At 72.2% G+C, this 25,955-nt stretch carries 29 protein-coding genes; 21 read left to right on the forward strand and 8 right to left on the reverse strand.

The genetic code is table 11. The features are described from left to right. The first annotated feature begins 3 nt into the window (after positions 1 to 3). From ACQP2X_RS17590 to ACQP2X_RS17640, 11 genes are all read left to right on the forward strand, one after another. Positions 4 to 303 carry a YbaB/EbfC family nucleoid-associated protein gene (locus ACQP2X_RS17590; protein ID WP_498698267.1) on the forward strand — a complete coding sequence of 100 codons (300 nt, stop codon included), beginning with the start codon at positions 4 to 6 and terminating at the stop codon, positions 301 to 303. Then, the gene (locus tag ACQP2X_RS17595) at positions 303 to 2,387 is read left to right on the forward strand and encodes a protein kinase domain-containing protein (protein ID WP_498698269.1); all 2,085 of its coding nucleotides are present in this window, start codon (positions 303 to 305) and stop codon (positions 2,385 to 2,387) included. The genes ACQP2X_RS17590 and ACQP2X_RS17595 overlap by 1 nt, the downstream gene beginning before the upstream one ends. A 93-nt stretch (positions 2,388 to 2,480) precedes the next feature. Next, positions 2,481 to 2,921, forward strand: coding sequence for a hypothetical protein (locus ACQP2X_RS17600; protein ID WP_498698272.1), 441 nt, complete (start codon positions 2,481 to 2,483; stop codon positions 2,919 to 2,921). A 139-nt stretch (positions 2,922 to 3,060) separates the two neighbouring features. Then, positions 3,061 to 3,897: a helix-turn-helix domain-containing protein gene (locus ACQP2X_RS17605; protein WP_498698273.1), complete on the forward strand. Its 837-nt coding sequence runs from the start codon at positions 3,061 to 3,063 to the stop codon at positions 3,895 to 3,897. Positions 3,898 to 3,960: 63 nt separating this feature from the next. Then, the gene (locus ACQP2X_RS17610; RefSeq protein ID WP_498698274.1) at positions 3,961 to 4,866 is read left to right on the forward strand and encodes an alpha/beta hydrolase; all 906 of its coding nucleotides are present in this window, start codon (positions 3,961 to 3,963) and stop codon (positions 4,864 to 4,866) included. 61 nt (positions 4,867 to 4,927) lie between these two features. After that, positions 4,928 to 5,470, forward strand: coding sequence for an RNA polymerase sigma factor (locus ACQP2X_RS17615; protein ID WP_498698275.1), 543 nt, complete (start codon positions 4,928 to 4,930; stop codon positions 5,468 to 5,470). After that, positions 5,467 to 6,267 (forward strand): zf-HC2 domain-containing protein, encoded by an 801-nt coding sequence (locus tag ACQP2X_RS17620; protein ID WP_498698278.1) that lies wholly within the window; start codon positions 5,467 to 5,469, stop codon positions 6,265 to 6,267. Before ACQP2X_RS17615 ends, ACQP2X_RS17620 begins: the two co-directional genes overlap by 4 nt. Before the next feature lie 11 nt (positions 6,268 to 6,278). Then, positions 6,279 to 7,079, forward strand: a complete 801-nt coding sequence (locus ACQP2X_RS17625) for an ATP-binding cassette domain-containing protein (protein ID WP_498698279.1) — start codon at positions 6,279 to 6,281, stop codon at positions 7,077 to 7,079. Next, positions 7,076 to 8,404 (forward strand): hypothetical protein, encoded by a 1,329-nt coding sequence (locus ACQP2X_RS17630; protein WP_498698281.1) that lies wholly within the window; start codon positions 7,076 to 7,078, stop codon positions 8,402 to 8,404. The genes ACQP2X_RS17625 and ACQP2X_RS17630 overlap by 4 nt, the downstream gene beginning before the upstream one ends. Further along, a complete protein-coding gene (locus ACQP2X_RS17635) occupies positions 8,401 to 9,015 on the forward strand; it encodes a hypothetical protein (RefSeq protein WP_498698283.1) in 615 nt (204 codons plus the stop codon). Before ACQP2X_RS17630 ends, ACQP2X_RS17635 begins: the two co-directional genes overlap by 4 nt. 18 nt (positions 9,016 to 9,033) lie before the next feature. Beyond that, positions 9,034 to 9,591, forward strand: a complete 558-nt coding sequence (locus ACQP2X_RS17640; RefSeq protein ID WP_498698284.1) for a DUF1990 domain-containing protein — start codon at positions 9,034 to 9,036, stop codon at positions 9,589 to 9,591. A 624-nt stretch (positions 9,592 to 10,215) separates the two neighbouring features. Here ACQP2X_RS17640 and ACQP2X_RS17645 read toward each other — a convergent pair. From ACQP2X_RS17645 to ACQP2X_RS17655, 3 genes are all read right to left on the reverse strand, one after another. Further along, positions 10,216 to 10,986 carry an SDR family NAD(P)-dependent oxidoreductase gene (locus ACQP2X_RS17645; protein WP_498698286.1) on the reverse strand — a complete coding sequence of 257 codons (771 nt, stop codon included), beginning with the start codon at positions 10,984 to 10,986 and terminating at the stop codon, positions 10,216 to 10,218. 162 nt (positions 10,987 to 11,148) lie between these two features. Next, entirely contained in the window at positions 11,149 to 11,280 is a 132-nt protein-coding gene (locus ACQP2X_RS17650; protein ID WP_498698288.1) for a hypothetical protein, read from the reverse strand. A gap of 74 nt (positions 11,281 to 11,354) precedes the next feature. After that, entirely contained in the window at positions 11,355 to 12,350 is a 996-nt protein-coding gene (locus ACQP2X_RS17655) for a VanZ family protein (RefSeq protein ID WP_498698290.1), read from the reverse strand. A 144-nt stretch (positions 12,351 to 12,494) separates the two neighbouring features. Between ACQP2X_RS17655 and ACQP2X_RS17660 the strand changes: the two genes are divergently transcribed. The 6 genes from ACQP2X_RS17660 (at position 12,495) to ACQP2X_RS17685 (ending at position 18,381) form a co-directional block, all read left to right on the forward strand. Next, positions 12,495 to 13,337, forward strand: coding sequence for an oxidoreductase (locus ACQP2X_RS17660; protein ID WP_498698292.1), 843 nt, complete (start codon positions 12,495 to 12,497; stop codon positions 13,335 to 13,337). Positions 13,338 to 13,505: 168 nt separating this feature from the next. Then, positions 13,506 to 15,224, forward strand: coding sequence for a phosphatidylglycerol lysyltransferase domain-containing protein (locus tag ACQP2X_RS17665; protein ID WP_498698294.1), 1,719 nt, complete (start codon positions 13,506 to 13,508; stop codon positions 15,222 to 15,224). Next, positions 15,221 to 15,907, forward strand: coding sequence for a hypothetical protein (locus ACQP2X_RS17670; protein ID WP_498698295.1), 687 nt, complete (start codon positions 15,221 to 15,223; stop codon positions 15,905 to 15,907). Before ACQP2X_RS17665 ends, ACQP2X_RS17670 begins: the two co-directional genes overlap by 4 nt. Then, positions 15,904 to 16,872, forward strand: a complete 969-nt coding sequence (locus tag ACQP2X_RS17675; protein WP_498698296.1) for an alpha/beta hydrolase — start codon at positions 15,904 to 15,906, stop codon at positions 16,870 to 16,872. The genes ACQP2X_RS17670 and ACQP2X_RS17675 overlap by 4 nt, the downstream gene beginning before the upstream one ends. Next, positions 16,869 to 17,537, forward strand: coding sequence for an SGNH/GDSL hydrolase family protein (locus ACQP2X_RS17680; RefSeq protein ID WP_498698298.1), 669 nt, complete (start codon positions 16,869 to 16,871; stop codon positions 17,535 to 17,537). The genes ACQP2X_RS17675 and ACQP2X_RS17680 overlap by 4 nt, the downstream gene beginning before the upstream one ends. Before the next feature lie 37 nt (positions 17,538 to 17,574). Continuing rightward, a complete protein-coding gene (locus ACQP2X_RS17685) occupies positions 17,575 to 18,381 on the forward strand; it encodes a hypothetical protein (protein WP_498698300.1) in 807 nt (268 codons plus the stop codon). Here the strand turns inward: ACQP2X_RS17685 and ACQP2X_RS17690 are convergent. After that, complete coding sequence (locus ACQP2X_RS17690; RefSeq protein ID WP_498698302.1) at positions 18,353 to 18,856, reverse strand: GNAT family N-acetyltransferase; 504 nt, start codon at positions 18,854 to 18,856, stop codon at positions 18,353 to 18,355. The genes ACQP2X_RS17685 and ACQP2X_RS17690 overlap by 29 nt on opposite strands. 44 nt (positions 18,857 to 18,900) lie before the next feature. Further along, positions 18,901 to 20,394 carry a GMC family oxidoreductase gene (locus ACQP2X_RS17695; protein ID WP_498698304.1) on the reverse strand — a complete coding sequence of 498 codons (1,494 nt, stop codon included), beginning with the start codon at positions 20,392 to 20,394 and terminating at the stop codon, positions 18,901 to 18,903. Between the two features lie 93 nt (positions 20,395 to 20,487). On the opposite strand from ACQP2X_RS17695, the gene ACQP2X_RS17700 reads away from it, so the two are divergent. After that, positions 20,488 to 21,192 (forward strand): TetR/AcrR family transcriptional regulator, encoded by a 705-nt coding sequence (locus ACQP2X_RS17700; protein WP_498698306.1) that lies wholly within the window; start codon positions 20,488 to 20,490, stop codon positions 21,190 to 21,192. Here ACQP2X_RS17700 and ACQP2X_RS17705 read toward each other — a convergent pair. Next, positions 21,189 to 21,971 carry an SDR family NAD(P)-dependent oxidoreductase gene (locus ACQP2X_RS17705; RefSeq protein ID WP_498698307.1) on the reverse strand — a complete coding sequence of 261 codons (783 nt, stop codon included), beginning with the start codon at positions 21,969 to 21,971 and terminating at the stop codon, positions 21,189 to 21,191. The two genes, ACQP2X_RS17700 and ACQP2X_RS17705, sit on opposite strands and share 4 nt — an antisense overlap. Before the next feature lie 72 nt (positions 21,972 to 22,043). Beyond that, a complete protein-coding gene (locus tag ACQP2X_RS17710; protein ID WP_498698308.1) occupies positions 22,044 to 23,051 on the reverse strand; it encodes a M14 family zinc carboxypeptidase in 1,008 nt (335 codons plus the stop codon). 93 nt (positions 23,052 to 23,144) lie between these two features. Here ACQP2X_RS17710 and ACQP2X_RS17715 point away from each other — a divergent pair, with 93 nt between their 5' ends. Genes ACQP2X_RS17715 through ACQP2X_RS17725 form a run of 3 tightly spaced genes read left to right on the forward strand, consistent with a single transcriptional unit; the run spans position 23,145 to position 25,059 of the window. Beyond that, positions 23,145 to 23,732, forward strand: coding sequence for a P-loop NTPase family protein (locus ACQP2X_RS17715; protein WP_498698311.1), 588 nt, complete (start codon positions 23,145 to 23,147; stop codon positions 23,730 to 23,732). Beyond that, positions 23,729 to 24,613, forward strand: coding sequence for an alpha/beta fold hydrolase (locus ACQP2X_RS17720; RefSeq protein WP_498698313.1), 885 nt, complete (start codon positions 23,729 to 23,731; stop codon positions 24,611 to 24,613). The genes ACQP2X_RS17715 and ACQP2X_RS17720 overlap by 4 nt, the downstream gene beginning before the upstream one ends. Continuing rightward, positions 24,610 to 25,059 carry an acyl-CoA thioesterase gene (locus ACQP2X_RS17725; protein WP_498698314.1) on the forward strand — a complete coding sequence of 150 codons (450 nt, stop codon included), beginning with the start codon at positions 24,610 to 24,612 and terminating at the stop codon, positions 25,057 to 25,059. The genes ACQP2X_RS17720 and ACQP2X_RS17725 overlap by 4 nt, the downstream gene beginning before the upstream one ends. Here ACQP2X_RS17725 and ACQP2X_RS17730 read toward each other — a convergent pair. Further along, complete coding sequence (locus tag ACQP2X_RS17730) at positions 25,037 to 25,912, reverse strand: serine hydrolase domain-containing protein (protein ID WP_498698316.1); 876 nt, start codon at positions 25,910 to 25,912, stop codon at positions 25,037 to 25,039. The genes ACQP2X_RS17725 and ACQP2X_RS17730 overlap by 23 nt on opposite strands. Positions 25,913 to 25,955: the final 43 nt, after the last annotated feature.

Consider the following 25,955-nt stretch of genomic DNA (forward strand, 5'->3'; position numbering starts at 1 on the left):
ACCATGGAACCCGAGGTGGAGAAGTTCCTCGCCGACGCGCGGGCTTTCGAGCAGCGCATGCGCGAGGCCCAGGCCTCCCTGCAACAGTCGATCGTGACCGGCCGCTCGGCCGACGGCACGGTGACCGTGATCGCCGGTGGGCTCGGCGAGCTCAAGACGGTACGGGTCGACCCCACGGTCTTCGACCACCGCGACGCCGACCGTCTGGCCACGGCGATCACGGAGGCGGTCCACGCGGCCGGCGACAGTGCGCGGCGGCTCGCCGAGCAGCGCATGGGCCCGATCGAAATCAACCTGCACTGATGGCCACCTCCGTTCTCGCCGGCCGCTATCGCCTCATTCAGCCCATCGGCACGGGTGGCATGGGCGTCGTGTGGGAGGCACGCGACGAACTGCTCGACCGCGACGTGGCCGTCAAGGAGCTGACGCCCGGCGGCCTGACCGCCGAGGAGCTCGGTGACCTGCGCGAGCGCGCGATCCGTGAGGCCCGCGCGATCGCCCGCGTCGACGACGCCAACGTGGTGAAGATCTTCGACGTCGTGCACGAGGACGACGCCCCGTGGATCGTGATGGAGATCGTACGGTCTCGCGCCCTCCACGACGTGATCAACGAGGACGGCCCGATGGCGCCCGAGCAGGCGGCCGAGGTCGGCCTGGCCGTCCTGGCCGGTCTTCGGGCGGTTCACGCGGCCGGCATCCTGCACCGCGACGTGAAGCCGGCCAACGTGCTGCTCGGCCTCGACGGCAGGGTCGTGCTCACCGACTTCGGGCTCGCGGCCATGACCGGCGACTCGGCCATGACTCGTACGGGAGTGGTGTTGGGCTCGCCGTCCTACCTGGCTCCGGAGCGCGCGCTCGACGAGGAGCCGGGCCCGGCGGCCGACCTGTGGTCCCTCGGGGCGACCCTGTACGCGGCGGTCGAGGGCCGGCCGCCGTTCGAGAAGTCGTCGCCGATGGCCACGCTGGCCGCCCTCATGGTGGAGGCGCCGGCGCCGCCGAAGCAGGCCGGCGCCCTCGGCCCGGTTCTGGACGCGCTGCTGCGCAAGGACCCGGCCGAGCGCGCCGACGCGGACGAGGCCGAGCGCCTGCTGCGCGCGGCCGCCAGCGAGGCCCCCGCCGCTGTGGCGCCGGCCGTCTCGGCGCCGCCCGTCGCCTCGTCGGCCGGAGTGCCGGCCACCGCCCCCGCGGATGCGGCCGCTGAGCCAGTCGGCTCCCCGGCCGACCCGCCAACCATCGAATCGCCCGGCTCCAAGGGCGCGCCGACGGTCTCCTCCGCGAGCGGGCCGACCGCTGCCCCACCCTCCGCGACCCCCGCCGAGGCCGCGCCTACGGCCAAGCCGGCCGAGATTCCCGCGGAGAGCCCGACCGTCGCAACCCCCGCGGCCCCGATCGCCCCGAGCCCCGCTAAAGCCGTGACCGCTGCCAAAGCAGCGACCGCCAAGCCGGGCGCGACCGCCGGCAAAGCGGCTGCGGCCGCCACCGAGGCCGATGCCGAGGCGGAGCCGGCGGCCGCCGACGACAAGCCGGCGAAGGTCGTGGAAGTGGCAGTCGCGGCCGCCACCACGGCCACGCTCTCGCCCGCGCCGGCGCGGCGCCGGACGCGGCGGCGCTGGTGGGCCACCGCGGCCGCCTTCGTCGTCGTGGTGGGCGGAACCGCCTGGCCGCTCATTGCCCAGGCACGCGGAGACGACACGGCCGCCGCGTCCTCCATCGAGCTGCCTTCGGTGGAAGCGTCGATCCCGGCCGCCGCCGGCGGTCCCGCCGCACCGCCCGCGACGTCGTCGTCCGCGGGTCCGGCGCCGTCGCTGTCCGGCGTGCCGGTCGCCACCCGCGCCGGTTCGGCACCGGCGGCCGGTGTTCCGGCCGCCCCGGCGGGCACCCAGGGTGCCGCAGCGCCCGCGGGAACGGCCGCCCCGGCCGCCGATGGCGGTACGACCACGACGGCCCCGGCGGCGGCTCCCGCGGCCACCACCAAACCGGCGGCCATCAAGGCGCCGGTGGCCACCCAGGCGCCGGCGACCCACACGACCGCGCCGGGCATCGAGGTCTGGAACCACGAGACCCACACCTGTCTCGACGGCCGCGGTTCCGCCGTGCAGCTCTGGGCCTGCGACTCCAGCGATGCGCAGCGTTTCGATTTCCGGTCGGACGGCACGATGCGCGTACGCGGTTGGTGTGTGCGGCTCGACGGCAGCGGTAACGGAGCACGTCTCGTCTTGGCCGGCTGCGACGGCTCGTCCGCCCAGAAGTTCGACCTGAACGTACGCAACGACCTGGTCAGCCTGAAGGTCGACAAGTGCGTGGACGTGCCCGACGGCAACCCGGGCAACGGTGTGCCCGCGCAGATCTGGGACTGCGCCGGCACCGACAACCAGAAGTGGAACTGAGCGGCGTGAACGGCCCGTCAAGAGCGGGCCGTCACCCGTACCGAAGCCGTTAACGCCGTTCCAAGATCACGTATGTCCTGATGGGCTCGACGGATGCCCACTTCGGATGTTCCAGCTCCGGCCGGTGGATACCGCAATGTCCCCGTCTCGGCGCCCGGATACGACTCGTCGATCCCGGTGCTTCCGGACGGGGACGCGCCGGACCTCACGGACTCCCTGCTCGTGAGCACGGACGACCTGAACAAGGCGGCCGCCCGAGCCGCCGCGCCGTCCAGTGAGGCAGCCGAGGCGGCGGCGCGGATCGCCGCCGTGGCGCACCCGGACGGAACACCGTGGGGCGACGACCCGCTCGGGCAGGGCTTCGGCGCGGTCTTCGCCGAGCCGCGCGCGAGCCTGCTCAAGGTGGTCGGCGAGCTGCCCAAGGTGCTCGACGGCGTGGCCGAGCGGCTCCGGGCCGCCGGCCGGGCGTACGCGGACGCCGAGGACGAAAACATCAGAACGGCGAAGCGGCTGTTCACCGGGGAGGCCGCGTGATCGACGCCCACCACGTTCCGCCGGAGCTGAGGTCTGGCAGGACCCGGAGCCCATCGCGGGAGCCGTCTCTGAGCCCGGACCGGAGAGGGGGAAGGAACTTGCCCTGCCACGGCCTTCGGCGGGCGCGCACTATTGCCACATGACCTCTTCGGAACTGAGCGACTTCCTCAAAGCGCGGCGCGCCGAGCTGACTCCCCGGGCCGTTGGCCTGCCGGAGTTTGGCGACCGCCGCCGGGTGCGGGGGTTGCGGCGCGAGGAGGTGGCCGGCCTGGCCGCGATCAGCGTCGACTACTACACCCGGCTGGAGCAGGGCCGGGTCGCGGCCTCGGCCGCCGTGCTGGCCACGCTGGCCCGGGCGCTGCGCCTCGACGACGACCAGGAGGCATACCTCTACGAGATCGCCGGCAAGACCGACGCCCGGCCCCGGCGGCGGCGTTCCCCGCAGCGGCTGCGGCCGGCCATGCGGCGGCTGCTCGACCAGCTGTCCGAGTCGCCGGCGATCGTCCTGGGCAAGCGGATGGACGTCCTCGCCTGGAACAGCGCCGCCGCGGCCCTGTTCACCGACTTCGCCGCCGTGCCCGAGAAGAACCGTAACTATGTCCGCCTGCTCTTCACCGATCCGGGCATGCGGGCCCTGCACGCGGACTGGCCGCACGACGCCCGGGATGCCGTCGCCGCGTTGCGCACCCGGGCCGCGGCCGACCCCGACGACCCGGAGCTGGCCCGGCTGGTCGGCGACCTCGCCGTCCGGGACCCCGATTTCCGTACGTGGTGGGCCGAGCACCGCGTCAACGGCGCCAGCTACGGCACCAAGCACTACCGCCATCCGGTCGTCGGCGATCTGACCCTCGACTGCGATGTCTGGGCCAGCCCGGACGGCAGCGGTCAGGAGCTGATGATCGTGACCGCCGAGCCCGGCACGCCGTCCCACGACGCCCTGCGGATCCTCGCCTCCTGGACCTCCGTCCCCGCGTAATCCCCGCTTTCCCTTCCACTCCCTTCCACCCGTAGCACCACTGTCTACAAAGGACGCTGAACCATGCAGAAAATCGACGTGAAGTTCGACAGCCAGGGCCTCCAGATCGCCGGCCACCTCTACATTCCGGAGGGCGCCAACCTTCCCGCAGTCGTCGTCGGCCACCCGGGCACCGGCGTCAAGGAGCAGGCCTCCGGCCTCTACGCCCGCGAGCTGGCCGAGCGCGGCTACGTCGCCCTCGCCTTCGACGCCGCCTATCAGGGCGAGTCCGAGGGTCTGCCGCGCGGCCTGGAGGACCCGGCGCACCGCATCGAGGACCACAAGGCGGCCGTGAGCTACCTGACCACCCGCGCCGAGGTCGACGCCGACCGCATCGGCGTGGTCGGCATCTGCGCCTCCGGCGGCTACGTCCTCAACGCCGCCGCGAGCGACCACCGCATCAAGGCCATCGCCACGGTCAGCGGCGTCGACGTCGCCCGCCAGTTCCGCTTCGGCGCCGACGGCGACCAGGATCCCGCCGTCTTCCAGGGCATGCTGGACGCCGCCGCGGCCGCCCGCACCGCTGTGGCCCGCGGCGAGGGCACGCAGACCTTCCCGCTCTTCCCGCCGACCCCCGAGCAGGGCCGCGAGCTCGGCGGCGAGCACGGCTTCGAGGGCGTGGAGTACTACTGCACCCCGCGCGGCCAGCACCCCCGCTCGACCAAGGCCCTGCCGTGGGAGAGCATCGACCACCTGGCCCTGTTCGACGCCTGGGCCGCCGTCCCGCTGATCGGCAACCGCCCGCTGCTGTCGGTCATCGGCCGCCGCGCCGTCACCGCCTGGATGGGCATCGAGGCCTTCCAGCGCCACACCGGCCCCAAGCGCATCTTCTGGGTCGAGGGCGCCAGCCACGTCGACCTCTACGACAAGCCCGAGTACGTCACCCCGGCCGTCGACGAGATCGCGGCCTTCCTTGCCAGCAACATGTGACGAGCGCCACTCTCGCTCGTGATCCGCGGCGCGGCTGCTCCTCGTCTGACTGGGTGTGAAAGTGACCAGGCTGGACGAGGAGCAGTTGCTGCGCCGCGTCGCGCGTGCCGACCGGGCCGCCTTCGAGGAGCTCTACCGGCGTACGTCGCCATGGCTTGCCGTTCGTCTCCGCCGCCGCTGCGCCGACGACAACCTCGTGGCCGAGGTGCTCCAGGACACCTACGTGGCGGTGTGGCGCGCGGCCGGGTCCTTCGCCGGAGGCGGGACGGCCGAGGGGAGCGCGGCCGGCTGGATCTGGACGATCGCCGCCCGCCGCCTCGTCGACGCCTTCCGCAGCCGCGCCCGCAACCTCGAAGAGCCTTCCGAGGAGCTTCCCGTCCGCAGCGCGCCCGCGGCCGAGGACGAGGCCCTGGCCGCCACGGTCGGCGACGAGGTCGGCGCCGCCCTCTCGCAACTCGCCCCCGAGCTGCGCGACGTGTTGCGGGCCATGGTTCTCGACGGGCTCACCGTCCGTGAGACCTCTGTGCTGCTAGGGCTGCCCGAAGGCACGGTCAAGAGCCGGGCGCGGCGCGCCCGCAGCGCGATGCGGGAGGCATTGTCGTGACCACTCATGCAACGCGGGCGTCCCTGACGGCGTACGCCGCCGGCGATCCGGGGCTCGACGACGCCACCGTGTGGGCGATCGAGGCCCATCTGGAGAGCTGCGCCGACTGCCGGGAGAGCCTCGCCGGTGCCGTCCCGCTCTCCGTCACTCAGATGCTCGACGGGGTACGCCTCCAGCTCGCCCCCGAGACACGGCACGGCCCACAGCCGGTACCCGTCAGCTCGTGGCGGCGCCGGGCCCAGCGATGGGCGGCCTGGGGCCTCGTGCCGTGGGCCGTGCTGACCCTCACCGCGGTCGTCGCGGCCTTCCTGCTCGACCGGACCTTCCCGGACCGGCCGTCGCTGGTGCTGCTGCTGGCCCCGGTGACCCCGCTGAGCGGGCTGGCGGTGGCGTGGTCGCGCCGTACGGACCCGGCCTGGGAGCTGATCGCCGGAACGCCACGGGGCGGGCCGGAGCTGCTCCTGCGCCGTACGATCGCGGTCCTCGCCGCCGTCATCCCCGCGCTGGCCGTCACCGGATGGTTCCTGCGGGAGTCGCCGGCCCTGTGGCTGCTGCCGTGCCTGACCTTCACCGCCGCCAACCTGTTGCTGGGCGGGCGGATCGGCATTCCCCGGGCCGCCGCCCTGCTCGCCTCGGCCTGGCTGGCCGTGGTGGCCGCGCCCGCCGTCGTCACGGCCCGGCCGCCCGTCCTGATCGAGCCGGCCGCCTGGCCGGCCTGGGCCCTGGCCGCGGTGATCCTGTCCGCTCTCGCCGCTCTGCGCGCCGGTGACCACCGCCGCGCCGACAACTGGAACTGAGGGAAGAACCGATGATTCGAGCGGTGACCGGCGCCGAGATGGCGCCCCGCATGCACGCCTTCGACGTCGAGAGCGAGGGGCTGCGGCTCAAGGCCGGCCGGCATCTGGCCGTCGACGGCCTCGATCTGCGCCTCGGCGCCGGCGTCCATGGCCTGCTCGGCCCGAACGGCGCCGGCAAGACCACCCTGATGCGGTCCCTGTCGACGGTCGTCAAGCCGTCCGCGGGCAAGCTCACGCTGCTCGGCGCCGACGCCGCCGACGGGCGCGGCCTGCGGGCCCTGCGCCGCCGCCTGGGCTATCTGCCCCAGCATTTCGGCTTCTACCCGAAGTTCACCGTGCGCGAATACGTCGAGTACATGGCCTGGCTGCGCGAGATGCCGTCGTCGGCGGTCGCCGCTTCGGTGCAGCGCGCCATCGAGCGGGTGGGGCTGGCCGACCGGGCCGGCTCCAAGCTCAAGTCGCTCTCCGGCGGCATGCTGCGCCGGGCCGGCATCGCCCAGGCCATCGTCAACGACCCGGACCTGCTGCTGCTCGACGAGCCGACCGTCGGCCTCGACCCTGAGCAGCGTGTCGAGTTCCGCACCCTGCTGCGCGACCTCGGCGCCGACAGCTGCGTCGTCGTCTCCACCCACCTGGTCGAGGACGTCGTCGCGGCCTGCACCGACCTCGTGCTCATCGACAAGGGCCGCCTGGTCTTCCAGGGCCTGCCGGCCGACCTGACCCGTCTCGGCGACGAGGCCGGCGGCGTCGGCGACAGCCCGGCCGAGCGCGGTTACACCACCCTCCTGAACCGCCACCGGAGCGCCTCATGATGCTGCGCATGGTCGGCGTCGAACTGCGGCGCGGCGGCGCCTTCGCCGGGGCCGCCCTGATCGTCGCGATCACCGTGGCCGCGCTGGCCACCGACCTGAGCACGTGGGACAGCCAGTGGACCCGGCTCGCCAACGACCAGGCCGTCGGCCTGTTCATCCTGTTGCCGGTCACCCTCGCCACCGGCGCGATGCTGGGCCGCCGCGAGCGCCGGACCCGTGCCGACGAGGTCCTCGCCAGCACCCCGCGGCCGAGGTGGCAGCGCGTCGTCCCGCCGGTCGCGGCGGTCGCGGTCGCCCTGGCCGCCGGCCACCTGCTCGTCTTCGCCGCGGGCGGCGCGCTGGTGGCCGTCAACGGCGGCTATCCCCTCCTGTCCACGGTCCTGGTCCCGCTGACCGACGCGGCGATCCTGGCCGGCGGCGCCTGGCTCGGCTACGCCGCCGGTCGCGCCTGGGCCTCGCCCATGCTCCCGCCGGCGCTGGCCGCGGGCGGCCTCATCGCACTGCTCGGCCTCTCCCTCATCACGCCGGCCGGCGAGGCCGGCCACGTCAACAACCTCGAGCTGGCGGTGCAACCACCCACGTACGACTGGGAGATCGTCAACGACCGGGCCCTCCTCGGCCACCTCGCCCTCGGCGTGGGGCTGGCCGCGGCCGGCTTCCTGCTCGCCGCCGCTCGCTCGTGGGCGCTGCGGGCCGCCGCCGTGGGAATCCTCGCCGTCGCGATCGTCGCCGCCGCGTTCATTCCGCGCACCGGCCTGGCCGGCCGCTACACCATCGACCACGACGCCCAGCGCCTCGTCTGCGCCGACGGCACACCCCGCGTCTGCGTCACCAACGTCCATTCCCACGACCTGGCCGGCGTGACTCCGCAGGTGCGCCAGGCCCTGACCCTGCTGGCCAAGCTGCCCGGCGCGCCCACACAGGCCGTCGAGTGGCGCGCCGCCACCGTCTACGAGCCGGGCGAACCGGAGCCGGCCGGGGTTCCCGCCCCCGCCGGCGCCGTGGTCTTCACCCTCGACCCCGAAACCAGCCTGGTCGAGAGCATCGTGCGGGGCGCCGGCACGGCCAACCGCGGCTGCCCGGCCGGCGACGAGGCCGACAGCGTCGCCGAGGCCGCCGCCGGGGCCTGGCTGCTGAGCGCCGCCGACGTCCGGGGTCACTCCTGGGAGGACGCCGCCTTCCACGACCAGGTTCGCGAGACCGTACGGCAGCTGAACGCTCTCCCCGCACCGGAGCAGACCCAGCGGGTCACCGCCCTGCGCGACGCGGCCGCCGCGTGCCGCCCCGGCCTGCTGCCGCTGCTGACCGGAAAGGACCGTGGATGACCGGCTGGCTGCCCCTCCACCTCCGCGCGCGGCGCCTGCCGGCGGCCCTGGCCGCGTCGCTGGGCGCGGTGGTGGTCACCTGGGCCGCCTGGTCGGCCTTCTCCCACGACCACGAGATCGACCGTGGCCTGACCGTCCTCACGGTCGCCCTGGCTCTCGCCCCGGTGATCCCGACCCTGGCCGGCCACGACGACAGCCTGGAGTCCACGGCCGCCCTGCCCTGGCCACCCCGCCGAGCCGTACACCTGCTGGCCTGCGGCATCCTCGTCACGGCCGCACTGGCCCTGTTCGGGGCGACCGGCACCTCGTTCGGCCCCTTCGCCCAGCTGGCCCGGGACAGCGCCGGCCTGACCGGCCTCACCGGCCTGTCGGTGGCCCTGCTGGGCACCCGGCTGGCCTGGGCGCCCCCGATCGGCTGGACCGCCGTGCAACTCCTGTTCGGCGCCCCCGACGGCCCCGCCTGGCACCGGGCGCTCTTCTGGCTGATCCAGTCACCGTCCGACCGCACCGCCGCCGTCACGGCCACCCTGCTCCTGCTGACGGGCGTCACGGCGTACGCCCTCAAGCCCGGCCCTTCCGTATCACCGACCGAGGCCACCATGCAGCAGTAGGGCTGCCAGAATGACCTGGTGCCGCAGCTCAACTACGACGTCGTCGGTGGCACCCGTCCCACCGCGGACGACTGGCCGTCCCACCCGCCCGGATGGCGCGCCTACGAGCGGACCGTCTGCCTCGGCGGCGGCGCCGACCGCTGGCACGAAGTGTCCGAGGCCGTGATGACGTGGCAGGTCAAGCGCCGCAGCGGTTTCACCGTCACCCCGGCCGGCGGCGACGTCCGGGCCCGGCCCGGCGCCGACTACGAGCTGCTGGCCCGCGTGGGCCCGTTGCGCGTGCGGGAACCGGTGCGGGTGGTCGCCGTCGTCGAGCGCCCCGACCGGTGCGGCTTCGCCTACGGCACCCAGCAGGGCCATCCCGTCCGCGGCGAGGAGGCGTTCATCGCCCACCGCACGCCGGACGGCCGGGTGTGGCTCACTCTCCGATCGCTGACCCGCCCCGCGGACGGTTGGTGGGGGAGGGCGTTCCCGGCCCTGTTGGTGGCCCAGCGGGTCTATCGTCGTCGCTACCTCCGGGCGCTGCGGGCGACTCCCGGAGAACCGAGCGCGCCGCGAAATCCCGGTTGTCGATGACGATGTCCGCCCGCTCGGCCGGCCGCACCTCGTCCAGATAGAGCTGCTCACCCGGCACGTAATAGGTACGGTAGCGCTCGACCGCCGCCTCCATCGAGTCCATCCACGCCACGTCCCGGGCCGGCCCCCGGCGCATCACGTCGGTCACCTCGACGTGCAGGTAGACGCGAAGGTCCCAGTGCGGCGCCAGCGCCGGTTTCATCAGGAAGGCGCCATCCGCCACCAGGATCGCGTCCTCCCGGGCCACCCACACGCCGGAGTCGACCGGCGTACGGCCCCGGAAGTCCATGATCTCCGTCCGGAAGCGCCGGCCCCCGCCCGGCCCGAGCGGCGCCAGCAGGAGATCCCGGATGGCGTCCACGTCGAACATCTCGTGGTAGTAGCTCTCCGGCGAGCCGGCCGGATATCCCGTACGGAAATCGACGTGTCTCTTGAAACGGTCGAGCATGACCCGGAGCACGGGCCGCGCCGTCCTTCCGCGCAGGACAGCGGCCAGCTCGTCGGCGAAGGTCGTCTTACCGGCGGCCGAATGACCGTCGATCCCCACCCGCACCGGATGGCCCGGCGCGAGCGCGAGGATCCGATCGGCCACCCGCCCCGTCACGGTCATCAGCCGATGATGCCCTACTGGGCGCCGGCCCCGCCGTCCACCGCGAGCAGGGCGCCGGTGACGTACGAGGCGCGGTCGCTCAGCAGCCAGGCCGCCGCCTCGGCGATCTCGCTCGGCGCGGCCAGGCGCCCGAGCGCGACCTGGCCCTGCATCTGCTCGAGCGCGCCCGGCGTGCTGGTCACGTAGCCGTCGATCATCTCGGTGCGGGTGGGGCCGGGCGCGATCGCGTTGACCCGGATGTTCTCGGGTCCCCAGGTGACCGCGGCCGAGTCGGTGAGGCTGTTGAGGGCACGCTTCAGCGCGCCGTACGCCGGGTGGTCGAGGTTGGCCCGGCGGCTGCCCAGGCTGGACGTGTTGACGATCGCCCCCTGCCCGGCGGTGGACCGGATGGCCTCGGCCTCGGCCGCCATGGCGACCCACTGTCCCTTGAAGTTCACGGCGTAGATCTGGTCCAGCTCCTCGTCCGGCACCTGGTCGACGAAGCCGTGCGGTCCCGGCACCGCGCCGTTGTTGAAGGCCACATCCAGGCGCCCATGCAGTTCAACAACGCGGTTCACGGCCGTACGCACGCTGTCCGCGTCCGCCAGATCGAGGACGACCCAGTCGGCGACGCCCCCGTCGTCGCGGATGCTGTGCGCGACGGTGGCGATCTCGTGTTCGCTGCGGGCGGCCAGCACGACGCGCGCCCCCTCCCGCGCGAACAGCCGTCCGGCGGCCGCCCCGATGCCGCGTCCGGCCCCCGTGATGAGCGCGACTTTGTTCTCGAGAAGCTGTGCAGAGGTCATGCTCCCGAGACTGGCGCGCCCCGGCGCCGGGCGACCCAGGGAAACCCCCTGGCCTGCCCCCGCGTGTCGCCCGTCACGACCGGCCTTGAGGAGCGACTTGAGCGCCTCAGACGGCGCGCTGTGAGCCCCGCTGTCACGCTGCTGCGATCACCTCGATCTCGATCAACCAGCCGCTGTCGAGGGTTTGGACGACGATTGCCGTGGTGGGTACGACTCGCCCGCCCAGAGCCGCGACTCGCGCATCGGCGTTCGCCGCACGATGTTGTCGACCGTCATCTGCGCTGAGGCCTCCATGGCGGTCATGGTGCCAGAGCACGGCGTTCCGGGCTGCTGATGTGCAACCTGGGATTAAGCTCTCCGGTCGCCCGTCACCGCCTGACCTTGCGGGTCGAGGTCGTGCTCCGGGACACCAGTTCCAGGACGCTGCGGCGATCGTGGCGGAGCCGGGCGAGCACACCGATGACGAGCATCGCCCACAGGACCACCGGGAACCGGCCGCCGGCCTGCAGGAGCGCCACCGGCAGCCACCACACCAGGAAGCGTGGCCACACCGCACGCCCCGCGTCCGGGGCCAGGAAGAGCGTGGCCTGGCCCAGCGTGGCGTGGTCCCGGCGCCGCAGCGGCACCAGGAGGGTCGTGACGACGTACGAGATCAGCGCCACCGTCGTCACCCACGCCGGCCCGGGATCGGCCGCGCCGGTCAGCGTGAGAACGGCGAGCACGGTGGTGGTCGTGAGGAACCCGATCAGCAGGTCGGCCCCGACGGCCAGCCCTCGCCGCAGCAGTCCCGGTTGCGCGACGTCGGGCGAGGGCGCCGGGTGCGGATCGGGCAGGAGCCGTCCGGCGAGGGCCGCGATCAGCCACCCCAGCACCGCCCCGGTGGTGTTGGTGATGAGGTCACCGGTGTCGGCCACCCGGTAGGGGCACGCGAACAACCCGAACGCGGCCGTGCCCTGCGTCGTCTCGATGAGCAGCGAGGTCGCCAGGCCGGCGAGCCCGGCCACGAGCAGCGACCGCCGGAAACGGTAGCGGGCCAGGAACCCGAACGGCACGAACAGCGCCACGTTGAGCAATAGCTGCGCGACTCCGGCCCGGGTCGCCACCAGATCGTTGAGCGGGTTCAGGTTGAGGAAGTCGGCCGTGGTCCGGCTCGCGCAGTAGGCGGCCGTCTCGTCCGGCAGCGGAAACAGGGTGAAGGCCAGCAGCCCGCAGAGATAGAGCACCTCGGACGCCGCCAGGACGGCCGACCACCCCGTGAGCCGGCCGTAGCGCTGGTACTGCCGATGGATCCACGGAAGGGCCAGCAGAGGCACCAGAAGCGCGAACAGAACCACGGCCAGCAGCGAATCGACGAGGTGAGCCACATCCCTGAACCACGCCCGGCGGCCCACGGGATTCACCGTCACGGCGTGACCGCGCTCACCGGGGTGCATGACCGGTAGGAGATACGGGCGCGCTCGCACCTTTCGGCAGCAATTGTTGGTGAAACAACACGAGAGGTGAGGGACATGTCTGAGCCCAAGGTCTGGCTGGTCACCGGTAGTTCGCGCGGTCTGGGGCGGTCGATCGCGGAGGCGGCCGCCGCCGACGGCGCCTCGGTGGTGGCCACCGCCCGCCGCCCCGAGCAGCTCGACGATCTGGTGGCCAAATTTCCTGATTCCGTACGGGCCGTGGCGCTCGACGTCACCGACCCGGCCGCCGCCGAGGCCGCGGTCGCGGCCACCGTGGAGGCGTTCGGCCGACTCGACGTCGTGGTGAACAACGCCGGGTACGCCAACAGCGCCCCCATCGAGGAGATGGACCCGGCCGATTTCCGCGACCAGATCGAGGCGAACCTGTTCGGCGTCGTCAACGTCACCCGCGCCGCGCTGCCGGTCATGCGGGCTCAGCGGAGCGGCACCTTCGTGCAGGTCTCCTCGATCGGTGGCCGGGTCGGCGGCACGCCCGGTATGGGCGCCTACCAGACCGCCAAGTACGCCGTCGAGGGCTTCTCCGAGGTGCTGGCGGCCGAGACCGCCCCGTTCGGCGTCAAGGTGGTCATCGTCGAGCCGGGCGCCTTCCGCACCGACTGGCAGGGCGCCTCCATGGTCCGGCACGAGGTCGGCCCCGACTACGAGGCCTCCGTGGGCCGCTTCCACGAGCTGCGCGAGCAGTCCGACGGCAAGCAGCCCGGCGACCCCGACCGGGCCGGTGCCGCGATCGTCCGCATCGTCGACGAGGAGGAGCCGCCACGCCGCCTGCCCCTCGGCTCCGCCGCCGTGGCCTCCGCCATCGAGGCCGGCGCGGCACGCACCGCCGAGGCCGAGAAGTGGGCGCACGTCAGCCGCTCCACCGATTTCCCCGCGTCGTAGATCACACCGGATCGGCGCCCGGAGGGTTTGCCGTTGCCCGTACGGGCGGTTACCGCTGCCCGTGCGGTCAGTGACTTCGCAAAACGAGTTTGTGCTGGTCGCCACGCTTGAGGCAGCACACAGCCCACTTCACGGGCATTACACAGCCTCCGCACAGAAGATGGCCCTATGAAGCAGACCCGGTTGGCGAGTCCACCGCTCTCCAGGCGGACGATCGCCCGGCTGGTCCAAGTGGCCGGCCTCCTCGATGTCCTGTCCACCATCGCTCCGCACCGGCGTGGCCACATGTCGGTGCTCATGGAGTTCGTTCCCGCCTTCGGCGTCTTCTCCGCCCGCGCGGCCACCGTGGTCGTCGGTCTGCTCCTCATCTACCTCGGCGCGGGCCTGCGCCGCGGCAAGCGCCGCGCGTGGCAGGTCGCGGTCGGCCTGTCCGGGTTCGCCATCGCCCTGCACTTGCTGAAGGGCCTCGACTACTACGCGGCCGGGGTCAGCGCCATCCTCTTCGTGATGCTGCTGGCCACGCAGGACCGGTTCACCGCCCTCGCCGACCGGCCCAACCGCTGGCGCGCCCTGCACGCCCTCATCGGGTTCGCCGCCGCCGGCTTCGTTCTCGGTTTCATCGAGATCGCGGTCCGGGCCAACCACCTCGTCGGCACCCCGGGCGTCTCGCAGTGGGCCGAGCAGGCCGCGCTCGGCCTCGTCGGCGTCCACGGCCCGCTCGAGTTCCGCCACCGTTTCGGCGGCGACATCGTCGCCTACACGACCGGCGCCTGCGGCCTGCTGGCCGTCGGTGTGGCGCTGGTGCTGCTGCTGCGGCCCGGCTCGCGCCGGCCCGAACGGACGGACGAGGGCGAGGTGCGCCTGCGCGAGCTTCTTCAGCGGTACGGCAAGGCCGACTCACTCAGCTACTTCGCGACCCGCGACGACAAGTCCCTGATGTGGTCGGAGAACCAGGCCGCCGTCATCGCCTATCGGGTCGTCAACGGCGTCAGCCTGGCCGCCGGCGACCCGATCGGCCCCGAGTCGGCCTGGCCCGAGGCGATCAGCGCCTGGCTGGCCGACGCCCAGCAGCACGGCTGGACCCCGGCCGTCCTCGGATGCGGAAACGCGGCCGGCAAGGCGTACAAGAAAGCGGGTCTCGATGTCGTCGAGCTCGGCGACGAGGCCATTGTGGACACGACTACGTTCTCGCTGAACGGCCGTCCGATGCGCGGCGTGCGGCAGGCGGTCAACCGGGTTCAGCGCGCCGGATACACGTGCCGCGTCGTGCGCCAGCGCGACCTCTCCGACACCGAGCTCGCCGACGCGATCCGCGCCGCCGACGCCTTCCGCGACGGCCCGGTCGAGCGCGGCTTCTCGATGGCGTTGTCCCGCCTCGGCGATCCGGGCGACGGCGACAACCTTCTGGTCCTCTGCCACGACGAGAACAGCAAGTTGCGGGGGCTCTTGCAGTTCGTTCCGTGGGGCGCCGACGGCCTGTCGCTCGACCTGATGCGCGGCGACCGGACCGCCGAGAACGGCCTGACCGAGTTCATGGTCGCCTCGGTGCTGGAAGAGTCGAATGCGCTGGGTGTACGCCGGGTGTCGCTGAACTTCGCGGTCCTGCGCTCGGTTTTCGCGCGGGCCGAGGAGCTCGGCGCCGGCCCGGTGCTGCGCCTGTGGGCCCGGCTGCTGCGCGCGGCCTCGAAGCTGTGGCAGATCGAGTCGCTCTACCGGTCCAACGCCAAATATCTGCCGTCCTGGGTGCCGCGCTACCTGTGCTTCCCGACGGCCCGTGACCTGCCGCGCATCGCGGTCGCGGCCATGCGGGCCGAAGCCTTCCTGCCCGAGCCGCGCCTGCCGAAGCTGCGCCGGCCGGCCACCGAGCGGGCCGAGGTGTCCGCATGAGCCTGACCGGCCGGCCCCTGCTCCTGCTGACGGCCACCCTCACGGTCGTCGTGGGCGTGGCGACGGTCTTCTTCTGGCCGCGCGGCGGAAGGCTGCGCCCCCTCACCCGTACGACCGGAATCCTGCTCCTCGAAGTGCTTCTCGTGCTCACCGCGGGCCTCGAATACAACCGGCGTGAGCAGTTCTACCCGTCGTGGCAGGCGCTGCGCGGCGACACCGGCACGGTCGCGGTCACCGGCGAGGTCCGCGCCGGGCTGCTCGACCGGAGCGCCCTGAACGGCACGCTCGAGTGGCGGCCGCCGGGCTGGGACGCGTGGCATCTCGCCCGCGCCCCGCGCCTCACCGTTCCGGCCGACTACGAGGACCGGCCCGACGTGACGTTCCCGGTCGTGCTCGCCTTCGGTGGCGAGCCCCGGCGTACCCCCGGAGCAGTGACCGTGACCATCGAACCCACCGCGGCCACCACCGCCACCGCGCTGCTGACGCTGCCCGCTCAGCTCGGCCGCGATCTGCGGGTGACCGCGATCGGCTGGGACGTGCGCGGAACCGTGCCCCTGGCCGCGGCCTTCGTCAAGTCGGCGCCGGCCGGGTCGGCCGTTCTCAACCAGCCCGCCGGCGCGTTGCCACCGGCGCTGAAGGCGCCCAAGACGTTGCCGGCTCTCGCAAAGGGGGTGCCCGCGTGAACACCCTCCTCTGGGTGGCGCTCGCCGCCGTGCTCGTGTTCGCGGTGGCGCTCGCCGCGTTCTGGAACCGGCTGCACTGGGCCTGGCGCAGCCTGCTGGCCCTGGGCTCCGTGGTGAGCGTCGGGGCCGCCGTCGGCGTACAGCTCAACGCCCTCACCGAGGCGTTCCCGACCGCGACCGACGCCGTGCCGGTCGCGTCCAGCACCGGTTCGAGCCAGTTGTTCGCCGTCAGCGTGCACGGCCCGGCCAGCAAACTCACCCTCCCGATGTACGTGTACCTGCCCGCCGGCTACCACGAAGGCACCACCCGATATCCCGTCATCGAGGCGTTCCACGGCGTGCCCGGCACACCGCAGTACTGGGTGCACAAGCTCAACGTCAAATCCACACTGGACGCCGAGATCGCGGCGGGCCGGATGGCGCCCACGGTCGTGCTCTTCCCGCAGCAGACCACCAATCCGACCCTCGACACCGAGTGCACCAACCTGAAGAACGGCCCGCAGGCCGAGACGTTCCTGACGGTCGACGTGCCCGCCTTCGCCAAGGCGCACTACCGGATCCGCACCGACCGCGCCGGATGGGGCCTCACCGGATATTCGGCCGGTGCCTTCTGCGCCATTAACCTCACCCTGAAGCACCCCACCCAGTTCGCGGCCGGGGCCAGCCTTTCCGGGTACGCCTCGGCCGGCATCACCATCGGCGACGGCTCCGAGCACACCACCAACAACCCGTACTGGCGCCTCAAACACCTGCCGCAGCCCGCGTCCGCGCTGTGGCTCGGCTGGGCCGCCGACGACAAGCAGTGCTCCCACGACTCGCGCCTGCTGGCCGCGTCGGCCCACGGCCCGCTCGCGGTGACTACCGCGGTGGTCGCGCACGGCGGGCACAGCAGCGCCGTCTGGCGCCAGATGGAGGCCCCCGCCTTCGACTGGCTCTCCGCCCACCTGGCCGGGCCGCTGCCGTGAGGCGTGTCGCCGTCCTGCTTCTGCTCCTGGTGGCCGCCTGCGACCCGGCGGCCACGCCCGTCGTGGTCACCCTGGGCGACTCGGTCGCGGCGGGCGCTTCCTGTGGCTGCCAGCCATTTCCGGCCCTGTACGCCTCGTCGCAGCACGCGTCGAACGTCAACCTGGCGAGGTCGGGAGCGACGGCCGCCGACGTACGAGCCGAAGTGCCCACCGAGAAGTCGGTCCTCGAATCGGCCACCCAGGTGGTCATCATGATCGGCGCCAACGACATGGCCGGCGACTTCGAGGACCCGTCGAAGTATCCCGCCGTCGCCACCGGCGTGCGGGACGACGTCGAGGCCACGATCGAGGCCATCGAGGCCGTCCACCACACCCGGGTGGTCGTCCTCGGCTATTGGAACGTGGTCCTGGACGGCAGGGTGGCCGCTTCGAAGTACGGCGCCGACGAGGTCTCCGACTCCGAATCGGCCACCGCGGTCATCAACAGGGCCTTGCAGACCGCCGCCACGAAGACCGGCGCCACGTACGTCTCCACCGACGCCGCCTTCCACGGCGCCGACGGCTCCCAGGACCCGACGGGCTTGCTCGCCTCCGACGGCGACCACCCCAACGCGGCCGGCCAGAAGGCGATAGCGGCCCTCATCCCACCCCTGCCCGGAAATTGACTGTCCCTCGCCGCCGCGCCCTGGTTAGCATCCGCCGATGCCATCCCTGGACTCGCTCCTCGGCGACACCGTCGTGGAGAGTCGGACCATCGCCGCATGGCCGCTGTCGCACACCCGCAAAATCGTGCTGGCCAGTGGCCGGACCTACGCCTACAAGGTGACGTCGCCACCCGTGATCGAGCGGGAGTTCTACGCGGCCGCCGGAACAGCCCGCCTGCTTCCCGGCCACAGGCTGCTCGACGACGCCCTGCTGGTCGACTGGATCCACTCGCCCTCGCTGGCCGACCTGAAGCTGGGCGAGGAGGATCTGCTGGCGCACGCGACCGCGGTCGTCGACCAGATCGGCAAGTTGGAGCCGGGCCTGCCCGTCCACCTCGACGTCGGAACGCCGGCGAAATGGACGGCCGAGGCGGCCGTGACCCTGGCCAAACTCCGTCGCCTGGCCTCCGACGGCCGGTTCCCGAAATCCTTCACACCGGGCGTTGACGACATCGAGCGCTGGATCGTCTCACCCGTGGTCCTCGACGAGGTGGAAGCCCGCTCGCGTCTGGTCCACCGCGACCTGAAGCCCGCCCACGTTTTCCCCACCGCCGACGGCTACCGCGTCATCGATTGGCAGCTGCCGGCCATCGCCCCGGCCGGCGTCGACCTGGTCGGCTTCCTGGACGAGGCGGGCATCGACGCGTTCCACCATGTCGACCCGGTCACCTACGGCATCGCCTATTTCCTGCACCTGCGCTGGGCGGTCGTCGCCCAACACGACCTGTTCCCGGAGGCCACCGTCCCCTTCCTCGAGGAGTGGGCGCGGGGCGGGCTCAAGGGAGTGCGGCGGGCGCTTCCCTGAGGTCGTACGCCATCTCGTCCTCGTCTTTGACTGTCAGCCCGGTCGCCGCGAAGCCGGTGCGCCGGTAGAAGGCGGCGGCGCGTTCGTTGGCCCGCATGACGAAGAGCCGGAGCCGATCCACGCCGGCCTCCTCGCGGGCCCACCGGATGACAGCGGCCATCAGGTCGCCGGCGACCCCGCTGCCGCGAAGGTGTGGCACGACATAGACGCCGACGACCTGAGCGGACGCCCCGGTCGACTCGGTGAAGCACGTGGCCTTGGCGGCGAACCGGCCGTCGAGCACCGCCACGAACATGCTCTCCTCGTCGCCCGAGGCGCCGTCCTCGACTCGCTCCCTCCACGCGTCGTCCGGCCAGGCCAGCAGATCCGCGTACCGCTCCTCGAAGGCCGCCGGGGCGTCCCGCAACGCCGCGAGCCGCAACTCGCGATAGAGCCGCCACTCGCCGGACCGGACCCTGCGCACCTGAGGAGACATGGCGCCATGGTGCTGCGGACGGCCTCCGCGCGCCAGCGGTTAACTCATCGGGCCTCGCGGATCAGGTCGGCGGCGCGCTCGGCGATGGCGTACACCGTCGCATTGGTGTTGTTGGAAGGAATCGCCGGGATGACCGATCCGTCGGCGATCCGCAGCGCCTCCAGGCCGTGGACGCTCAAGGTGGAGTCGACGACTGACCGGTCGTCCTCGCCCATGGCGCAGGTGCCGACCGGGTGGCAGTACGAGATGAGGTTCGCCCGGGAATAGGCGGCCAGGGACGTCGCGTCGTCGACCGCCGGTCCGGGAGCGACTTCCTCGGCGCCCCAAGCCCTGACGGCGGCGGAACGGCCGATCTCGCGGGCGGTCGCGATGCCGGAGAGCGTCGTACGCATGTCGCGTTCGTCGGTGAAATAGGCCGGGTCGAGCACGGGGTGGGCGTACGGGTCGCCGGAGGTGATGCGCAGCGTGCCGCGGCTGAACGGGGTCATCGGGGCCACGCCGATGGTGAAGCCGTTCTCCAGTGGGAGCACCGGGTTCGGGAACGGGACGTCGATGAACAGGATCTGCAGGTCGGGTCCGTCCAGCCCGGCCGAGCCGCGGATCAGGCCCTGGATCTCGCCGTGCGGGCCGCGCGACGGCGGGACCGGACGGCTCGTGCGGTGCACCAGCAGGACCATCGGGTGGTCGTGCAGGTTGCTTCCCACGCCGGGCAGTTCGTGGAAGACCTCGACGCCGGCCGCGCGCAGTCCGGCCGCCGGGCCGATTCCCGAGCACATCAGCAGTTGCGCCGAGCCCATGGTGCCGGCGGTGAGGACGACCTCGTGCGAGGCGTGAGCTTTGTGGACGGTCCCGCCCACTCCGTATTCGACGCCGACGCAACGCCGCTCCTCGAAGAGCAGCCGGTGGGCGGTCGCGTCGGTGACGACGGTCAGGTTCGGGCGGTCCAGGACCGGGGTGAGGTACGCGTCGGCGGCGCTCTGCCGGCGGCCGTCGACGATGTTCAGGTCGACCGGCGCGAAGCCCTCCTCGAGGCCCCCGCTGATGTCGTGTGCTCGCCGCTGACCGGTCTCCACGGCGCCGTCGAGGCAGGCCAGCAGCGCCTCGTTCGGCGGGTTCATCGGCCCGACGGTCAGCGGGCCGGCGGTTCCCCGGCCCGGCGCGGCGCTCACGGCCGTCTCGCTGCGCTGGAAGTACGGCAGGAGGTCGTCGAACGTCCAGCCCTTGGCCCCGAAGGCGTTCCAGCGGTCGTAGCTGGTGCGGTAGCCGCGAGCGAACACCATGGCGTTGATGGCCGAGGAGCCTCCGATGCCACGGCCGCGCGGCAGCATCACGCCCGACGTCGTGGTCTCGCCCCAGTTGGCCGGCGTGAAACCGAGTGTGGGCCAGGCCGGGGGCACCGCCACCGCCTCCGGAAGCCCCGCCGTTCCGGTGCCGGCCTCCAGCAGCAGGACGCGCAGGTCCGGGTTCTCGGTCAGGCGGTTCGCGAGCACGCAGCCGGCTGAACCGCCGCCGACCAGGATCACGTCGTACTCGTTCATGTTCCACGCTCCTCCGCGTGTCTGGATCAGTGGTCCGGATCAAAGCTACCACTGATCCAACCAATGGTTCGCCTGTCGTGATACCGTTGATCCATGGTTGCGCAGACAGGTACTGACCTGCGGGAACGGATCGTTCTGGCGGCGGCCGCGTTGCTGGAGGCCGAGGGTCTGGAGGCGGTTTCCACCCGGGCCGTCGCGTCCGGTGCGGGGGTGCCGCCGCCGACGATCTTCCGGGTCTTCGGCGACAAGGAGAGGCTTCTGGAGGCGGTCGGCGAGTACGGCTTCGCGCGCTACCTGGAGCAGAAAGCCACACTGCTCACCCAGGAGGACCCGGTCGCCGCGCTCCGCGAGTCCTGGGACATGCACGTCGAGTTCGGGCTGGCCCATCCCGCGTACTACACGCTGGTCTACGGCCGGGTGCGGTTCGGCTATCTGCCGCCGGCCGGGCAGCGGGCCGCCGAGGGGCTCAGGCACATGATCACGCGGGTGGCCGCCGCCGGGCGGCTCCGGATGAGCGTCGAGCGGGCGGCCGAGGTCATGCACGGCGCCGGCGTGGGCACGATCCTCACGCTGATCAGCGAGCCGTCCGACCGCCGCGACCTCGCGGCGGCCGAGGTCGCGCGTGAGATGGTCATCGCGACCATCACGACCGACTCGGGCGGGCAGCCGTCGAGCGGCGCGGCGGCCAGTGCGATGGCCCTGCGGGCGGCTCTGGACGGCCAGGCGGCGCCGCTGAGTGAGGGGGAGCGGACCCTGCTGCTCGAGTGGCTCAACCGCCTGGCCGACGGCTCGTCCTAAGGCAGGATCGCGTCGACGTAGCCGCCGTCGACGCGCAGCGCGCCACCGGTGGTGGCCGAGGCGAACGGCGACGAGAGGTAGACCACCATGTTGGCGATCTCCTCGGGCTCGATCAGGCGTTGCAGCAACGATTGCGGCCGGTGCTCCAGCATGAACTTGTGCTGTGCCTCGTCCCACGGCAGATCGTCGCCGACCATTTGCCGTACGAAATCCTCGACCCCACCGGTGTGCGTGGGCCCCGCGATGACGCTGTTCACGGTGACGCCGGAGCCGGCGGCCTCCTTGGCGAAGCCGCGCGACACCGCGAGCAGCGCCGTCTTCGACATGCCGTAGTGGATCATCTCGGCCGGGGTGACGACGGCGGAGTCGCTGGCGATGTACTGGATGCGCCCCCACCCGCGGTCCCGCATTCCGGGCAGATAGGTCCGGGTCAGCCGTACGGCCGCCAGGACGTTGACCTCGAAGTAGCGCCGCCAGTCGTCATCGCTGATCTCCAGAGCCGGCTGCGCCCCGAAGATCCCCAGGTTGTTGACCAGGATGTCGGCCTCGGGCAGGGCCGCGGCCGCCGCCGCAGCCCCGTCCTCGGTGGCCACATCGGCCGGCACCGCGACGAATTCGCCGTCGCCGAGCTCCCCGATGGCCCGCGCCACCGACTCCTCCGACCGTCCGTTGACACCGACCCGGGCGCCCGCGGCGGCCAGTCCCGCCGCGATGGCCAGCCCGATGCCCTGGGTGGACCCGGTGACCAGCGCCGTCTTCCCCGAAAGATCAATCCGCATGTCCCCATTCTGCGCCGCCCGTGATCAACTCGCAGTGCCGACCACCGCGACGGCGCTCCGGGGCGCCGCCGGTCAGGCGGCGGCGTCGAAGGTGCGGGCGGTCACGCCGGGCAGTGAGGGGCCGCGGGCCGGGATCGTGTCGGCGCGGGCGGGGTCGGCGCGCCAGAGGGAGCCGTCGGCCGCGCCCTGGACGGTGGCGAGCATCGACGTATATGCGCTGCGAATCTGGAACTCCGTCTGGTCGTCGGGCAGGTTGGAGAGCTCCACCAGCAGCGACGCGCTGCCCAGGATGCCGTAGGCGTTGCGCGCGATCCCCTCGTAGTCGCCGCCGGGATAGCGGGTGACGTTGGCCCGGGCCAGCTTGGTCATCGCGTCGTAGTTGCGGACCGCGACCTGCCGGGACTTCGTGACGTCGCCCGCGAGCGGGCTCGTCGGCCACAGGATGGAGGCGGTCGTCTCGCGCCCGTCGGGCTGCAGATAGCGTCCCTGCATGTGGTAGTCGACCACGACCTTCGGGTGGGTCGCGTGCCACAGCCGCAGAATCGCCCGCGACTCCGGCACCGGGTTCTCCTCGATCGGCGTCAGCGGGTTGTGGAACCGGTTGATGTCGTAGCCGACACCCGGCGCCGCATAGTCGCCCGACGCGCTCGGGTCGTGGTTGTACCGCTGGTCGCGCACCGCGCCGTCCGGGTTCGCCTGCACGACCACGTCGAGCGTGACCCGCTTGAGCAGCGCCCGCTGCCACGGCGTGTCCGGCACACCCAGCGTCCACAGGGCCCGGATCGCGGCCGGTGTGCCCAGCGGCTCGTCACCGTGCTGCTGCGTGACGAAGAGCAGCCGCACCGGCCCGTGGCCGACGGTGGCCGATCGGAGCGCCCGCCCCTCGTTGCTGCGCCCGATCACTCCGAGCCGCACCCGCCCGTCGCTGGCCCGTGCGATCTTCGTCAGGGCCCGCTGCACCTCGGTCGGGCTGGGCCGGGCCGACAGTTCAGTCCCGGTCGCGTGCGCCGCACCCGGCGTGGCCCAGAGCGCCCCACCCAGCAGCGCGGCAGTGAGAACGGTGGCTAACTTCTTCCGCATCCTGGCCCGACCCTTCGATAGACGTCTATGTCTATCGATCAGAGTAGGCGGTGCGCCCGAGGTTCGCCCGGCGTTCCGTTCTAAATTGTCGGCGTGCCGCTGCTCTCGTCCGGCGATCCATTGCCGTACCGCCCGTCCCGGATTCTCGTCGCCGGCACTTCCGGCTCCGGCAAGAGCACGGCGGCGCGGCGCATCGCCGGGGTGCTCGCCGTGCCGTACGTCGAGATCGACTCTCTCCAGCACGGCCCCGGCTGGCAGCCGAGGCCCACGTTCGTGCAGGACGTCCATCGGTTCACCGCCGGCCCGGCGTGGGTGATGGAGTGGCAGTACCAGGACGTCCGCGACCACCTCGTCGACCGCGCCGACCTGATGCTCTGGCTCGACCTGCCCCGCCGGCAGGTCATGCGCCAGGTCGTCATCCGGACCGTGCGGCGGGCCCGGCGCGGGGAGGAGCTGTGGAACGGCAACCGGGAGCCACCGCTCCGATCGTTCTTCACCGACCCGGACCACATCATCCGCTGGGCGTTCAAGACCCACTCCCGCACGGAGACGACGGTCACCGAAGCGGCGGCGAGACGCCCCGGCCTGCCGATCGTCCGCTTGCGCAACCACCGGGAGGTGGACCGTTTCGTGTCTGCGGTGGTGAACATCTCGCCGCCTGGCGCGTCGATGGAGGGGTGACGCAAGCACTCACCACACACGAGATCACCGTGGGCGGGGTCGCCCAGCGCTTCCACGTGGCCGGCCGGGGGCCGGTCTGCGTGATGCATTCGGGCGGGCCCGGCGTCGACTGGTCCTACCTGCGGATGCCGCTGGTCGAGGAGTTCGTGACCGCGGTCTACCTGGAACCCGTGGGCACGGGGGAGTCCGGCCGGCTGCCCACCCACCCGCGCGGCTACACCGTCGAGGCCTATGTGCCGTTCGTGCACGCGGTGGTCGAGCACGTCGGCGCCGACTACCTGCTCGGGCACTCGCACGGCGGGCTGGTGGCGCAGGAGTACGCGCTGACCCATCCGGGCCGCCTGGCCGGAATGGTTCTCTACGCCACGGCGCCGTGCAACGGCCCTGACCTGGACGCCGTCGCGGCCCGCAACGCCCGGCGGCAGGCCGCCCGGCTGCCCCGCCTGGCTCCCGTCCTGCGCGATCTGGAAGCCACCTGGCCGGAGACCGACGCCGGGGCCACCGCGAACCTCAAGGCGATCCTGCCGCTGTACTTCGCCGACTACGGGGCGCGCGAGGACGAGTACGAGGCGCTGCGTGACGCCGTCCGCTGCTGGCATGTGTCGCAGGACGGCGAGGTGTTCGACGTCCGCGAGCGACTCGGGCAGATGACCACACCTACGCTGGCGATCTGCGGACGGTACGACTGGATCTGCGAGCCGTCGTGGTCACGCGCCCTCGCCGACGGGATCTCGGGCAGCGTTTACGCCGAGCAGCAGTTCAGCGGGCATTTTCGGGCACATCGAGGAGCCGGGGATCTTCGCCGAGGCCGTGGAGAAACTGGTGCGCGGTGGGTCACATCGGTGAGACCCGGGCGGGCTGTCACGTCGTACGGGACATGACCGACGACTTCACCGTTCCGTACGGCGTCCTTGTCCCGGTGGAGGTCTACTGGGACGACCTCGACTTCCTCGGCACGCTGTACCACCCGCGCTTCGTCGCGCTGCTCGACCGGGCCGTGACCGCCCACTGGCTCTCGCGCGGCTACCGCCTGGCCGGGCGCCAGCTCGACGAGGACGGCTACCAGCTGCTGCGCGAGGTGTCCATCTCGTTCGACCGCCCGGTCACCGACTTCGGCACGCTGCTCATGCACATCTGGGCCGAGAAGGCCGGCACCACCAGCATGGTCCTCGGTTTCCGGCTCCTCTCCGAGGACGGCGCCGTGCAGTACGCGCACGGCCACCGCGTCTCCATCAAGTTCGACCCCATGACGAAGCGCCCGTCCCCGTGGACCGACCGCGCCCGGGCCGACCTCGCCGCCCTGCTCAGGGAGCCTGCGACCGTGTGAAGAGGTTCCCGATCACCTCGGCGGTGGTCGGCATGCCGCCGCGCCCGGCCGTGGCCGAAACGGTTAATTGCCATTCGCAGTCCGGGCGATGGAACGACCAGGTGCGATACCCGAAGAAGCCGCCTTCCTTGCCCCACACCGTTTCGCCGTTGGGAAGGGCGTAGCGCGTGATGCCGAGCCCACCCTCGACACCGGGCGTGCCGGTCGGCAGCGTTGTCAGCATCTCCCGGCGTTCGCGAGGGCCGAGCAGTCGGCCGGTCAGCAGCGCCCGGAAGAACGTGTTCACGTCCGCCGCGGTGGAGATGAGCCCGCCGGCCGGCCCGGCCGTGGACGGGTTGTAGTCGGTGATGTCGACCGGTTCGCCGTCCACGGTCAGACAGGCGCGCGCATGCGGCGACGGCATCACCGCGCTGTCGTCGCGCACCAGCGTCTCCCGCAGTTCCAGCGGCCGCAGGATCCGGCTTTCGATCTCTTCCCCGTACGAACGACCGGTCGCGCGCTCGATCAGCATGCCCAGCAGCACGTAGCCCGTGTTGTTGTACGCCCGCGACGCACCTGGTGCGAACGACCGTTCACTTCGGGTGGCCCGCTCGACGATCTCCCGTGGCGTCCATCTCCGGAGCCGGTCGCGCAGGATGCCCTCGGTGGTCAGGTCGTCCGTGTAGTTGTGCAGACCACTCGTGTGGTTGAGCAGCTGCCGGACAGTGATCGGCGCGTACCCGTCCACCGGCTCGTCGAGTGCGAACCGTCCCTCACTGACCAACTGCAGGACCACCGTCGCCGTGAACACTTTGGTGACGCTGCCGATCCGGAAGAACCCGCGCGGGTCGACGTGTTCGTCCGTTGCCGCCAATGAGATGCCTCTCCGGTCACAACACTGAATTCCGGGTACGAAT

It is taken from the genome of Actinoplanes sp. CA-131856 (genome assembly GCF_050956135.1).
GTDB lineage: Bacteria > Actinomycetota > Actinomycetes > Mycobacteriales > Micromonosporaceae > Actinoplanes.